This window comes from Rothia sp. HMSC065G12 (assembly GCF_001811455.1).
GTDB classification, from domain to species: Bacteria; Actinomycetota; Actinomycetes; order Actinomycetales; family Micrococcaceae; genus Rothia; species Rothia dentocariosa.
The window spans coordinates 15,658-28,499 of sequence record NZ_KV804819.1 but is presented as its reverse complement, the minus strand read 5'-3'; the positions used below and the strand labels follow the sequence as shown (position 1 = coordinate 28,499).

The following is a 12,842-nucleotide window of genomic DNA, read 5'->3' as shown; positions in this document are numbered from 1 at the left end:
AAAAACTCCTGCCGTTGGCACTCTCCCGATAGTGGAGGGCCGTTGACAGGAGCGAATTAGTACTTTGATTATATATGAATCCCCGGCGGCGCGAGCGTAATACTCGCACCGCCGGGGGTCTTATTAGCTGCCCGAACCGGGCGGGATGCTACTTGTTGGCGAAAATCTCGCGCATCAGATTAGCGGCCTCGGAAGGGGTCTTGCCAACCTTCACGCCAGCAGCCTCCAGGGCCTCTTTCTTCGCCTGTGCGGTCCCCGAAGAACCTGAGACGATCGCACCCGCGTGACCCATGGTCTTGCCCTCGGGAGCGGTGAAACCAGCCACGTAACCGACCACGGGCTTGGTGACGTTCGCCTTGATGTACTCGGCGGCACGCTCCTCCGCGTCGCCACCAATCTCACCAATCATCACAATGCCCTCGGTCTCCGGGTCAGCCTCGAAAGCCTCCAGAGCATCAATATGGGTGGTGCCGATAATCGGGTCGCCGCCAATACCGATAGCGGTGGTGAACCCAATGTCGGCGAGCTCGAACATCATCTGGTAGGTGAGGGTACCCGACTTAGAGACAAGACCGATCTTGCCCTTGCCGGTGATATTCGCCGGGGTAATACCGACCAGGCACTCCTCAGGGGTGATAATACCGGGGCAGTTCGGCCCGATAATACGGGTAATCTGCTTGCCGTTCTCGTCCACCGAAGCCTTCGCGGCAGCCCAGAACTCAGCGGTATCCTGCACAGGCACGCCCTCGGTAATGACGACGACCAGACCGATCTTAGCCTCAATGGCCTCAAGCACGGCGGCCTTGGTGAAGGCGGGCGGCACGAAAACAATCGAAACATTTGCACCGGTTTCGGCAATAGCCTCGGCAACAGTACCGAAAACCTTCAGCTCAACATCGGAGCCGTCCTTTGCCTTGTGGGTAACGGTGGTGCCAGCCTTGCGGGCGTTCACGCCGCCCACAATGTTCGTGCCGGCTGCGAGCATACGAGCGGTGTGCTTGGTGCCTTCGCCGCCGGTGATGCCCTGAACGATGACCTTAGAGTCTTTGTTCACAAAGATAGACATAGTTTTTCCTATAAATCCTTCGGTGGCGATTACGCCTTGTTAGCGAGCTCTGCTGCCTTGTCGGCGCCTGAATCCATGGTGGTTGCCTGCACCACGAGCGGGTGGTTTGCCTCAGTGAGGATGCGGCGACCCTCCTCCACGTTGTTGCCGTCCAGCCGCACCACAAGCGGCTTAGTTGCGGAATCGCCCAGAATCTCAAGCGCCTTCACGATGCCCTCAGCCACGGCATCGCACGAGGTGATACCGCCAAAGACGTTCACGAAAACGCTCTTAACCTGTTCATCGCCCAGAATAATCTCAAGGCCCGCAGCCATAACCTCAGCGGATGCGCCGCCACCGATATCGAGGAAGTTGGCGGGCTTCACGTTGCCGTGCTTTTCGCCAGCGTATGCTACCACATCCAGGGTAGACATCACCAGACCGGCGCCGTTACCGACAACGCCAACTTCGCCGTCGAGCTTCACATAGTTCAGGTCGTGCTGCTTAGCCTTAGCTTCCAGCGGGTTTTCGGCGGATTTATCAACAAGCGCCACGTGATCGGGCTGGCGGAATTCCGCGTTATCGTCGAGAGAGACCTTGCCGTCAAGAGCCAGAATATCGCCTTCGGGGGTCTGCACGAGGGGGTTAACCTCAACGAGGGTTGCGTCTTCCTTCTTGAAGACATCGCCCAGCTTCACGAGAACCTCAACCACCTTGGGCTGCAGTTCAGCAGAGAACCCGGCGGCCTCAACAATTTCCTGTGCCTTAGCGGAGTCGATGCCCACCAGCGGGTCCACCTCAACCTTAGCGAGAGCCTCGGGGCGTTCAGCGGCGAGCTGCTCAATTTCCATGCCGCCCTCGACCGAGCACATGGCAAGGTACGAGCGGTTTGCACGGTCAAGCAGAATCGAGAAATAGTATTCTTCAGCAATATCAGCACCTTGTGCGACCAGCACGCGGTGAACGGTATGACCCTTGATATCCATACCAAGAATCTGCTGAGCGTACTCGTATGCCTCGTCAGGGTTTTTAGCGAGCTTCACACCGCCGGCCTTACCGCGGCCACCGGTCTTAACCTGAGCCTTAATGACGGTCAGGCCGCCGATTTCCTCAGCTGCTGCCTTTGCTTCTTCGGGAGTGGTCGCAACAATACCCTTGAGCACGGGTACACCGTGCTTTGCGAAGAGATCGCGCGCCTGGTATTCGAAAAGGTCCACAGGTGTCCTTCTTCGTCGAAGTGATGCCGCCGCATGGTGTGCAACGGCCTGGTCTCATGAGGTTCATACGATGCGCCTTGGCACCCGTGCGGGCGCGCGAAAACGCTTTCGAAATCCTCTCATCTCTACTTTATCGGAAATATAGGTTAGTGTGCACTTATGGGTGCACATCAACCCGGTTTTTGTGGGTGGCATCACGTGTTCAGATGCGCCCTACGGGTCGGGGTCTACGAGACTTTCTCCAACGGCGCATACCGCAACAGCAAACGCTTCTCTTCGGAGGCAAAACGCACCTTCGCCACGGTCTTATCGCCGGTGCCTTCCAGAGCGAGAACTCGGCCCTCTCCAAACTTGGTGTGGCGCACCGTATCGCCCACCTTCAGCAGCGGAATTTCCTTGCCTTGATGCACCCGCGAACGGTTGCGCACCGCTCCGGATGCGCTGGCTGCGGCCGCCAAACCGTAGCTTGCCGAACCATTGACCTCAGCGGTTGATGGTTCACGGTTCGCTCGGGTGCGGGATTCATCGTATCCTGTGCCGTAGCCGCCCGTGCTGCGCCCGTCTAACCCGCGCCCATCAGCATTGCGCCCACCGCCGGAACTGTATCCGCTCGCCCCGCGATAGCCGCCCTGCCCGTAGCCTCCATAGCCGCTGGCACCGTTGGCGTATGCCCCCATCCCGGAGGCACCAAACCCGGCAAAACCGCCCAGGCGGCGCCACTCGATCAGCTCCTCGGGAATCTCTTCCAGGAAGGGTGAGGGCGGGTTGAACTGACTTTTGCCCCACATCGTGCGGGTCTCGGAGCGGGTGATATAGAGCCGCTGCATCGCGCGCGTGAGCCCCACGTAGGCAAGGCGGCGTTCCTCGCTCATCTCGCCCTCGTCGGTCAGCGCCCGCTGATGCGGAAACAGCCCGTGTTCCAGCCCGGTCAGGAAAACAACCGGGAACTCCAGGCCTTTGGCGGTGTGCAGGGTCATCAGGGTAATCATGCCCTGTGCCTTCGCTTCTGCGGCCTCGGCGGCAATCTGCGCGGCAGACGGGGTCTGCCCGTCGGCGGAGGCGCCTCGGGACGGAATCGAGTCGGCATCAGCCACCAGCGAGACATGCTCTAAGAACTGTTCTAAGTCTGCGCCGGGGTTCTCCGCCTCAAACTCGACCATCGCATCCAGCAGCTCCGAGAGGTTTTCCACCCGGGATTCGTCCTGAATATCCTTAGATTCGCGCAGGGCGGCGAGATAGCCGGACTGTTCGAGCACCGCCTCTAGGGTTGTGGCGGCTGATTCGGTGCGCGCAATCTGGGCGAGGTCGTCCATGAGCTTGACGAACTGAGCATACTTTTTCACGGCGGCAGCGCCCAAACCCGGCACACTCCCCGGCTCGGCGGCAGCGGCACGGGCGGCGGCGAAGAAAGAAATTCGCTGTGCCGATGCGTGATCGGCAACCACGGTCTCAGATTTCGCACCGATACCGCGTTTAGGTTCGTTGAGAATACGCCGCACGCTCACGTCGTCGTCCGGGTTTGAGAGGGCGCGCAGGTAGGCGAGCGCATCCTTAATTTCTTTGCGCTCATAGAACCGGGTGCCGCCGACCACGCGGTACGGCAGTCCGGCGCGCATCAGCAGTTCTTCAAGGGCGCGGGATTGAGCATTGGTGCGGTAGAAAATCGCCACATCCGAGGGTTTGATACCGTGTTCGTCGGCAAGCCGGTCTATTTCTTGGGCGATGTAGCGCGCCTCCGCATGTTCGGATTCGGCGACGTACCCCACGATTTTGGTGCCTTCCCCCGATGCCGTCCACAGCTTCTTGGGGCGGCGGTTGGGGTTGCGTTCAATCACGGCGTTCGCGGCAGAGAGAATGTTCTGCGTGGAACGGTAGTTCTGCTCCAGCAGAATAATGTGCGCATTGGGGTAGTCGCTCTCGAAATCCGTAATATTGCGAATGTCAGCGCCGCGGAAGGCGTAAATCGACTGGTCTGAGTCGCCCACGACGGTCAGTTCGCCAGGCGGCGGAGCATCCGGGTACGGCCCCTGCTCACGAGTGTTTCCCTGCGGATGCGCCCCCACCAACTCCCGCACGAGCGCATACTGGGCGTGGTTGGTGTCTTGATACTCGTCCACCAGAATATGCCGAAATTTGCGACGATAATAGTTTGCGATTTCGGGGAACTTCTTGAGCAAAAACACGGTTTTGCCAATGAGGTCGTCAAAGTCGAGAGAGTTCGCGGCGCGAAGGCGCTGAGTATAGACGGTGTAAATCTGCGCGATAGTCTTTTCCCACGGGTTATTCGCGGCCGCCGCACTGTATTCTTCGGCGCTCACCAGCTCGTTTTTGAGGGCAGAAATCCTGTGCCCCACGGCCTTGGGGGCAAACTTTTTGGTGTCCAGGTTCAGCTCTTTGATAATGAGCGTGAGCAGGCGCTGCGAATCCGCCGAGTCGTAGATCGTGAAGGTGGATTTGAGCCCGAGTGCCTTGGCTTCTCGGCGCAGCACGCGCACGCAGAAACTGTGGAAGGTGGAAATCCACATGTGCTGTGCACGCGGGCCGATCAGCGCTTGGATGCGCTCACGCATTTCCGCCGCGGCCTTGTTTGTGAAGGTGATGGCGAGAATCTGTCCGGGGGTTGCCCGCCCGGTTGCGAGCAGATGGGCGATGCGGTGCGTCAGCACGCGGGTTTTGCCAGACCCGGCCCCGGCGACGATCAGCAAAGGCGAACCGGCGTGTAAAACAGCTTCGCGCTGCCGGTCGTTAAGCCCGTCGATCAGGGTTGCGGGGTCGATTGTGCTGAGCGAATATGTGCGCTCCCCGTAAGGGTCTTCGGGGTTGTACTCGCTTCCGTACCCACCCACTCGGTAGGCGGGCGGCATGAACTCGCCGAGCGCATCCTCGTGAGCGGTGACGGTTTGGGCGTTCACCGCTTCAGGGTTGAACTCTGGCATAAAAGATTCGTGAGCGAAGGGGTCTTCTTCGGGTGCGGAGGTATCTTCCGGCGGAATATGGGCATCATATTCGGGATCGTAGGGCGGCTGCGTGTTTTCGAGATCGGCAAAGAGGGTATCTGCGGCAGGTTCAACGCCGGATGCGGAGTTGGTGGGTTCGCTCATGATCTACCTCGCTGCCTAGAATACACGTTCGATATTCCATGCTACCGTATTTGCCCTCTCGCTCCCACCCATCGCGCCTGTTTGCCGCGCATAATTCGCTCTTAGCGGTACCCTACCGCGCGGTGTAGACATGTTACGATGACCGGATGGATCAGGTTATCACTCCCGCTATTTGGTGCGACGGCACCGCCGACGAAGCAGCGCAGTTCTACGCCGATGTTTTCCGCGATGCATCCATTGCCGAGCAGGCGCCCGGGATCGCGGCGACGGTCAGCATCCACGGTTTCAGGCTCTCGCTCATCAACGGCGGTAACCAGTACGCCCCGAACCCGTCGATCAGCTGCATCCTGAACTTTGATCCGCTCTTATTCGGCGGAGAGGAACAAGCCCGAACCTACCTTGATGAGCTCTATAAGCGGCTCAGCACCGGCGGCGTACTCATGGAGCTGGGCGAGTACCCCTTCTCCCCGCGCTATGCCTGGGTTCGTGACCGTTTCGGCATGACCTGGCAGCTCATGCTCACCGACCCGGACGGCGATCCGCGCCCCTTTATTATCCCATCCTTCATGTTCGGCGGTACTAACCACGCTCATGCCGAGGAAGCCACAGACGCTTGGATCACCCTGTTTGATAACTCCCGCCGTGGCGCCCTATACCGTTACGAGGAAGGCGGACCGCTGGATGCGGGTACGGTCATGTTCACCGACTTTACCCTGCGCGGCACCTGGATGGCAGCCACGGACTCTGGGGCCTTCCACGATTTCACTTTCACGCCCGGAGTCTCCATCATCGTCTCCTGCCGCGACCAAGAAGAGATCGACCGCTACTGGGCGGGGCTCTCCGCCGTGCCCGAGGTTGAGCGCTGCGGCTGGTGCATCGACCGCTGGGGTGTCTCGTGGCAGGTCGTCCCCCACAACATCGCCGAACTCATGGCCAACGCCGCCACACGCGATAAGATCCTGCACATGGGCAAGATCGACCTGGCCAAGCTATAGGGTACTGACATCATCTGACCCCACTGTGAGGACTCCTCAGTAAATAGTAAAAGGAATTTCCACCATGAAACCCCTTGGCGTAATCGGTGGTATAAGTTCCGAAAGTAATACCCTGTACTATCAGATTATTACGGTTGATTCCTCCTATGTTTTATTATGTGAGCTCAGTGTTGAAGATGAGATTCATACGTTCTCGAAACACAAAATATGAGCTGAAAAATAAGTTAGGAAAAACATGAACTGTGTTGTTCGTTGGGCAGATATAAAGCACGAATGGGAACCATTTGAGAATGTTTTCTGCGGCAGCGATTGGCCATTCCATCTTGAACATAAAGTATCGCATGAGAGCCTCATACGCCGGTTTGAAGAGCAGGAATTCTCGGAACCTAATAACCGTGTTGCCTTTATTCACAACGATGGAGAGCACGTCGGTATTGCCATAGTGCACGGACTGCAAGATTCCACAGCAGAAATAGATATGCGTATGGCAGCGAAATATAGAAATCAAGGGCTCGGGAGTATTGCGCTCATTAAGCTAACTGACCTTATTTTTGAATCCAAATGCTCCATTATCCGCGTTGAGGGCAATACACGAAGCGACAATATTGCTATGCGTCGTGCTTTTAACTCTGCAGGTTGGGTTCACGAGGCGCATTATCGAGAAGCTGGAGTTACCGTTCAGGGTATCAGGTGCGATGTCATGGGATATGCGGTGATCCGTAGTGACTGGGAAAGCGGAGAGAGGACAATTGCGAGTCTGGGTGAGTAATACGCGCAAGTAAAGAAAACTAGGTATGGTATGTCAGGATATAACCGACTTTGCGACTGTCAGTTTCCGGTAGCAAATAAGCAATGTCGCGCGGCAGAAGATCAAGAAGCCTGCCCCGCATATAATCCCATTCTTTTGGTAAAGGCCCCACGCTGACACAACCAGTCGCTCTGCGCAATAATGGAAGGTATGGGTCTATCACAAGGTCAGAAGAAACGCCTGTACGGCGAGCAGGCGCAGCAGGGACAGAACCGACCGCAGTCCGGGCGAAAACCCCAAGAGCATAAAATTCATGAGCTCAAACAGGTCATGGATGACCGTGCCGTGCGCGCGAACGCACCCGCCGAACAGCAGCGTTCGAAGACCTTTCTGTACGTGGCAGTCACGATTTCCCTGCTGCTGGGCGCCTATGTGGCGTTCTGGGTGCTGCCAAGCTACGGCAGGCTGGCGAACGCCCAAGTCCCCGACCTCTCCCCCGTCACCTCAACCGAAGCCCTATCCGCCTTCGCCTCCGGACTGGGCGACAATCTAGGTGCCTACACGTATGCGCATCGTTCGGTGGGCATAGTTTTTGCGCTCTTTTTTGGGCTTTCGCTGGCGTTTCTGGCGTACACGTCACGCCTGTCAAAGGTGCTACGGGCACTGTTCACGGCGGCTCCGGTGGGCTACCTGCTCGTGCACATTGCCACGATTTTTATGCTGGATGCGGCGCTCGCCGACCCCGCGCACCAGCCCGGCGCCCTGAACATGCTGTTACCCGTGGATTGGGCGCTGCTGCTTCTGTCTCTGGCGGGTATCGCATACCAGCTGATGCGCAGCATTAAGGATGCGGCCTCCACCTTTATCGCGGGCGGGCCAAACGCCAAGGCAGACGGTAAACCCGAAGAATAACTCCCCCTCGTCTTCACTGTATGAAAAAGGAACCCTAATTCACGATTAGGGTTCCTTTTTTATAGAGGGCTCACGCAGAACCCCGCGCGGAAGACGAGATCAGCGTTGGCTAAACTTTTGACGAAGCTGATGGACTACTTGTGCTCTCCTCACCTTCCTCTTTAATCTGGGTAACGACCCCTAGAACCTCCCACACACCATGCTTGTACTCGGCAAGCAGACGTCCCGTAAACTTTTTGGTAACTTTAGCGCCGCCGGGCACAAGTTCTTCTGCGTTACCGTCATTGACCTCAAACGCACCATAGTCAACAGAAAAAGTGCGGTCCCACGAGTAGTACTCACCCTCAGAATCTGGCACTTCGGTATCTAGGGTGTATGTGAATTTAGCGTTATCAACCCACCGTTTACCGTTGCGTACTTTTTCGAGCTTTTCTTTGGTCTCTGGGTCTAAATAATAGTTCTGCTCCACTTTATCCATGTTGCTTTGCTGGATCAGAGAATAATCACCCGTATTAATCGCATACTCAACCGCCGCCACCGCGTAGGCAATACTGTCTCTCAGTCCTTTAGCGGATTTTTCGTTCATAGTCGACGGTTTCTTGGGTTTGGGGGTGTTTCTCTGAGCGTGTTCCTTGGTGGCGGGCTCAAAGGTACCCGACTTCTCGTATTCGAGCACGGATTCAAAGTTAATATCGCCCTTGTAGCTGCCGCTCATATCGATACTCGGGCTCGGGCTTGACGACGCTGAACGTGATGCCGACGAACTGGAGCTTGAAGAACTCGACGAGGAACTAGAGCTCGACGAGCTGGAAGAAGACGATGAACTAGAGGATGCGGGCGACGTCGCCTCAATCCCATTCACCTTAGGGGCACATGCAGATAAAAATACGGCACCGGCGCTAGAGCCCAGAACCAGTAAGGCGGTTCGGCGATCGAACAGAGAAGACATGAGTAGAGTTCTCCTTATCGGAAGTGTAGGACAAATCGGTATATGTTTAAGTTTAGGCTTGCACTGCCCCTTTGCGCAGCACAGTGCACAAGTTCCCGTCATCATCAGCAATACTCGTCGCACAGGAGTATAGAGCAGTACAGCACGCACATTAGGTAGTCCGAAAGGATCAACAGAGCCCTTCGGAGATAAATACCTTTACAGAGGCAAGGGCACTTACGTTTTAGCTCTTAGACTTCGGTTGATTGGCAACCGCGCTGGTTATCCAAGCTCCGTTAATATACTGCGCCGTCAGATTACCTATAAATTTATCGCGATATATCATGTCGTGGTCTTCGTCTGAAGGGTACTCAACCTTGCCGTCAACAACCTCGAACTTACCGTACTCAACGATAAATTCACGATCCCATATGTATTCGCCATCGCCTTCAAGCCGGGGACTCTCTTCGGTGAGCGTATACTCGATCGTAATATTATCCGGCCAGAATGTGCCTTCGCGGGTTTTATCGAGTCTTTCCTTCTCTTCCCTCAAGAAGTAATTGCGTTCTGGTTCCGACATAGAGCTTTGCTCCAGCAGGGAGTAATCCCCCGTGTTATAGGCGTATTGCGTTGCGGCAACCGCAAACGCGATGCTCAGGTGGAGGCCTTTGAGCGACTTCTCATCCGCACCGGCAGGTTTCTTGGGTTTAGGAACATTTTTTGCCGGATGCTCCTTCGTAGCGGGCTCATATGTACCGGATTTCTCGTATTCCAGAACGGACTCAAAATTAATTTTTCCGCCATAGCTGCCGCTCATATCAATATCGGTTGCACCAGACTGCGATGGTGAGGACTCTGGGCTTGATGCTTCAGAAGCTGACGAGGAACTGGCCGAGGCTGAACTCGACGATGAAGAGCTTGAACTTGAAGAGGCACTCGGCGATACATCAGACGACGATGCGCTCCCCGACCCGGAGCTTTCAGCGGTGGAATTACCACCGCACGCGCTCAGTAGTGCCGCACCGGCTCCGGTTCCGAACACGAACAATGCATTTCTGCGGGTAAAAATAGAAGACATCATTGCCTCTCATAGATATGTATGGGTGTTTATCGGTCACTTTCAGAATAAGCGTATAGGGCTGCCTACTTCAGGATTTGCGGCAAAATGTTATGGAATCTTTATGTTCTACACGCCGCATAAAGATGCTCCCGACCATCGAATGATCAGGAGCATCCTGTCAAAGAACAGCGCAGATTCGTTAGCGCTTCATCAATCTCTTAGGAGGAAGAATCCTTCTTCTCACCGTTGAAGAATCCGCTAAGAACCCATGCGCCGTTAGTGTATTTTCCGGTGATCGCTCCCCGGTAGTATTCCGAGGCAGGTTTATCGTCCGGCTTTGGCGTTGATGAGTACGAGGTATCGTGCACCTGGCCGTTACTTACGTAGTAACCACCGCGGCTAACAGTCAGTTTATAGTCCCAGGTGTATTCGCTCCCATTCTGTTGAGGCTGCGGGTCCAAGAAGGTGTACTTGTAGCTTGGATCATTTTCCCAGTAGGTGTGGTTACGAATATCTTCTAAAGGATGCTCCCGCGCGAACTGTTCCTGCTCGCTTTCGGTCATCCCTGACATCCGCACATAGGTATCGTCCCCCATATTCAGGGCATAGTCGATAGCTGCAATAGCATACGCCAAGCTGTAATAGAATCCTTCGGTGGATTCCAGGTTCATATTATCCGGCTTCTTGGGCCTTTTCAGGTTCCGAGCCGGGTGTTCCTTTGTAGCAGTCTCACTCACGCCTGCGCTCTCGTAGCTGTCATAATCCAGCCTCGGTTCACCACTCCAATCGGAGCGGGCGCTCGTGCTGGATGATGAGCTTGAGCTTGACGAGCTGGAGGAGCTCGAACTTGCTGGGCTTGAGGAACTTGAACTCGACGATGAGCTTGATGAAGAACTAGACTGTGCGGGACTTGGCGATGCAGAACTAGAAGATGATTCAGCGGATCCTTGACCGCCCGTCACCGAGTTACCACAGGCAGAAAGGAAGGCGGTACCGGCGCCAAGACCCAGCACCCCCAAGACCGCACGACGGTTCACAATAGAGGACATAGAGACCAGTCTCCTTTCAGACATCAATGTTCAACCGGTCACTTCTAGCATAGAATTATGTCTGAGCTCACTCCAGCAACCTCATGTGTGATATTAATAATATCTAAAACACTACCTTATAGTTCTACTAACTTGTAATAGATATTGAATGTATATTCTGAATGATTTGTTCCAGCTATATTAAACACCGTACAAGCAAGTCTATACTTCGGTGTTCTGCACCCTCAACACGGGCAACGGCGCCCTGCAGATAAAATAAAACCCGCTTGATGCTCCTCCGCGAGGAAGCTGCATCAAGCAGGTTCGCTACCCGTGCCCCCGAGACGATTCGAACGTCCGACACCTTCTTTAGGAGAGAAGTGCTCTATCCCCTGAGCTACGGGGGCAACTCGTTCCATTATACGGGCATCACACAGGTTTTAGCATCTTACACGCCCCTAGAATAGACGAGTGAGTATTTTTATTGACCCGCCCGTCTGGCCCGCACACGGCACGGTCTTTTCGCACCTAATTTCTGACACTTCTTTGGCGGAACTTCACGATTTTGCGGCGAAAACCGGCATAAGTCCGCGTGCCTTCGATGCCGACCACTACGACGTTCCCGCGTATCGGTACGAGGGGCTGGTTCGTGCAGGTGCGCGCGAGGTGAACGGGTCGCAGCTGACGCGCATCCTGATAGGCAGCGGGCTGCGGGTGCCATTGCGGGAACGCCCTAACAAAATACGCCCGCGTCTCATGCGCGCCTGGGAGTCGTTGCTGCCAGGACACACGGCGCTGGGCGAAGATCTGCTAGAGCGTTACGAGCAGCCGCATCGGAAATACCACACGAGCGTGCATCTTTCGGAAATGCTCACCGCGCTCAAGACCCTTTACAAACGACACCACACCGCAACCCCGCGGGCGGTACTTCTGGCGGCATGGTTTCATGATGCCGTCTACGAGGCAAACCCCGGCGATGACGAGGCGGCTAGTGCCGACCTCGCACGCACCGCCCTCACTCCCCTGGCAAGCACTGGGTTCCTCACGAACCGCGAGGTTACCGCTATTGCGCACCTGATAGAGCTCACGGCTTCTCACCAATTAACCGATGGTATTGAAGAATATACCTCTGGCGCGCTTACCCGTGCCGATGCAGCATTCTTCCTTGATGCTGACCTTGCGATTCTCGCCGCCGATAGCCCGCGTTATACCCGCTATGTCGCCGGGGTTCGCGCCGAGTACGCTCATTACACTCTGGATGCCTTCACTCGCGGCCGAACGGCGATTCTGCAAGGTTTTCTGAACCGCACAGCGATCTATGCTTCAAACACCGCACATCTTCTCTGGGATGCGCCTGCGCGTCTGAACCTCCGTACCGAGCTGGAGGGCTACCGCCCAGCGTTGAGCGAACAACCAACCAAGGAGGCACACTAAATTGTGCCCACCGATGAGCTATTCCTGCTCACTGCGGGGATTTTTTCGTGCCCTCGTTTTCTTGCGGTAGATCATACGGGCACTCACCATACCGATAATAATGCCTATGCCGCCGACGACAGACACCCACATGGCCGGGTTGCCGAGCGGCAGCGCGACGAGCAGACCGATCACAATGCCCGGAATCGCACCCGCCACCATGCCAATGGCAAGGTACGTAAATTCCTGGTCGGAGCTGTTCTTAGGGCTTTCAAACTGTGTTGGCATTCTTCTATGGTACCCGCATATCCTGCCCCGCAAGAATGCATTTTCGCCTCACGCCTAGAGACGTATACGGGGCGTGCGCCTGATCGACCATCAGACGCACGCCCCGT

At 55.9% G+C, this 12,842-nt stretch carries 11 protein-coding genes and 1 tRNA gene; 4 read left to right on the top strand and 8 right to left on the bottom strand.

Going from position 1 to position 12,842, the window contains the following annotated elements:
• Positions 1 to 148: 148 nt before the first annotated feature.
• The 3 genes from sucD to HMPREF2804_RS09820 all read right to left on the bottom strand — a co-directional run bounded on the left by sucD (position 149) and on the right by HMPREF2804_RS09820 (position 5,363).
• A complete protein-coding gene (gene sucD, locus HMPREF2804_RS09830; RefSeq protein WP_037236873.1) occupies positions 149 to 1,066 on the bottom strand; it encodes a succinate--CoA ligase subunit alpha in 918 nt (305 codons plus the stop codon).
• Between the two features lie 29 nt (positions 1,067 to 1,095).
• On the bottom strand, positions 1,096 to 2,262 hold the full coding sequence (sucC, locus tag HMPREF2804_RS09825; RefSeq protein WP_070628178.1) for an ADP-forming succinate--CoA ligase subunit beta: 1,167 nt from the start codon (positions 2,260 to 2,262) through the stop codon (positions 1,096 to 1,098).
• 227 nt (positions 2,263 to 2,489) lie between these two features.
• Entirely contained in the window at positions 2,490 to 5,363 is a 2,874-nt protein-coding gene (locus HMPREF2804_RS09820) for an ATP-dependent helicase (RefSeq protein WP_070628176.1), read from the bottom strand.
• A 146-nt stretch (positions 5,364 to 5,509) separates the two neighbouring features.
• Here HMPREF2804_RS09820 and HMPREF2804_RS09815 point away from each other — a divergent pair, with 146 nt between their 5' ends.
• The 3 genes from HMPREF2804_RS09815 to HMPREF2804_RS09805 all read left to right on the top strand — a co-directional run bounded on the left by HMPREF2804_RS09815 (position 5,510) and on the right by HMPREF2804_RS09805 (position 8,018).
• Complete coding sequence (locus HMPREF2804_RS09815) at positions 5,510 to 6,358, top strand: VOC family protein (RefSeq protein WP_070628174.1); 849 nt, start codon at positions 5,510 to 5,512, stop codon at positions 6,356 to 6,358.
• A 235-nt stretch (positions 6,359 to 6,593) separates the two neighbouring features.
• On the top strand, positions 6,594 to 7,127 hold the full coding sequence (locus tag HMPREF2804_RS09810) for a GNAT family N-acetyltransferase (protein WP_070535398.1): 534 nt from the start codon (positions 6,594 to 6,596) through the stop codon (positions 7,125 to 7,127).
• 189 nt (positions 7,128 to 7,316) lie between these two features.
• The gene (locus HMPREF2804_RS09805) at positions 7,317 to 8,018 is read left to right on the top strand and encodes a TANK-binding kinase 1-binding protein (TBK1-binding protein 1) (RefSeq protein WP_239664660.1); all 702 of its coding nucleotides are present in this window, start codon (positions 7,317 to 7,319) and stop codon (positions 8,016 to 8,018) included.
• A 109-nt stretch (positions 8,019 to 8,127) separates the two neighbouring features.
• Here HMPREF2804_RS09805 and HMPREF2804_RS09800 read toward each other — a convergent pair whose 3' ends face one another.
• The 4 genes from HMPREF2804_RS09800 to HMPREF2804_RS09785 form a co-directional block, all read right to left on the bottom strand.
• Positions 8,128 to 8,967 (bottom strand): DUF6318 family protein, encoded by an 840-nt coding sequence (locus HMPREF2804_RS09800; protein WP_048754128.1) that lies wholly within the window; start codon positions 8,965 to 8,967, stop codon positions 8,128 to 8,130.
• Between the two features lie 223 nt (positions 8,968 to 9,190).
• A complete protein-coding gene (locus HMPREF2804_RS09795) occupies positions 9,191 to 10,027 on the bottom strand; it encodes a DUF6318 family protein (protein ID WP_246824259.1) in 837 nt (278 codons plus the stop codon).
• 197 nt (positions 10,028 to 10,224) lie between these two features.
• Entirely contained in the window at positions 10,225 to 11,055 is an 831-nt protein-coding gene (locus tag HMPREF2804_RS11140; RefSeq protein ID WP_065425141.1) for a DUF6318 family protein, read from the bottom strand.
• 313 nt (positions 11,056 to 11,368) lie between these two features.
• Positions 11,369 to 11,441, bottom strand: a tRNA-Arg gene (locus tag HMPREF2804_RS09785).
• 64 nt (positions 11,442 to 11,505) lie between these two features.
• Here HMPREF2804_RS09785 and HMPREF2804_RS09780 point away from each other — a divergent pair.
• Positions 11,506 to 12,468, top strand: coding sequence for a DUF4031 domain-containing protein (locus HMPREF2804_RS09780; protein WP_070535395.1), 963 nt, complete (start codon positions 11,506 to 11,508; stop codon positions 12,466 to 12,468).
• Between the two features lie 18 nt (positions 12,469 to 12,486).
• Here HMPREF2804_RS09780 and HMPREF2804_RS09775 read toward each other — a convergent pair whose 3' ends face one another.
• Complete coding sequence (locus HMPREF2804_RS09775; protein WP_048752649.1) at positions 12,487 to 12,735, bottom strand: hypothetical protein; 249 nt, start codon at positions 12,733 to 12,735, stop codon at positions 12,487 to 12,489.
• Between the last annotated feature and the right edge of the window lie 107 nt (positions 12,736 to 12,842).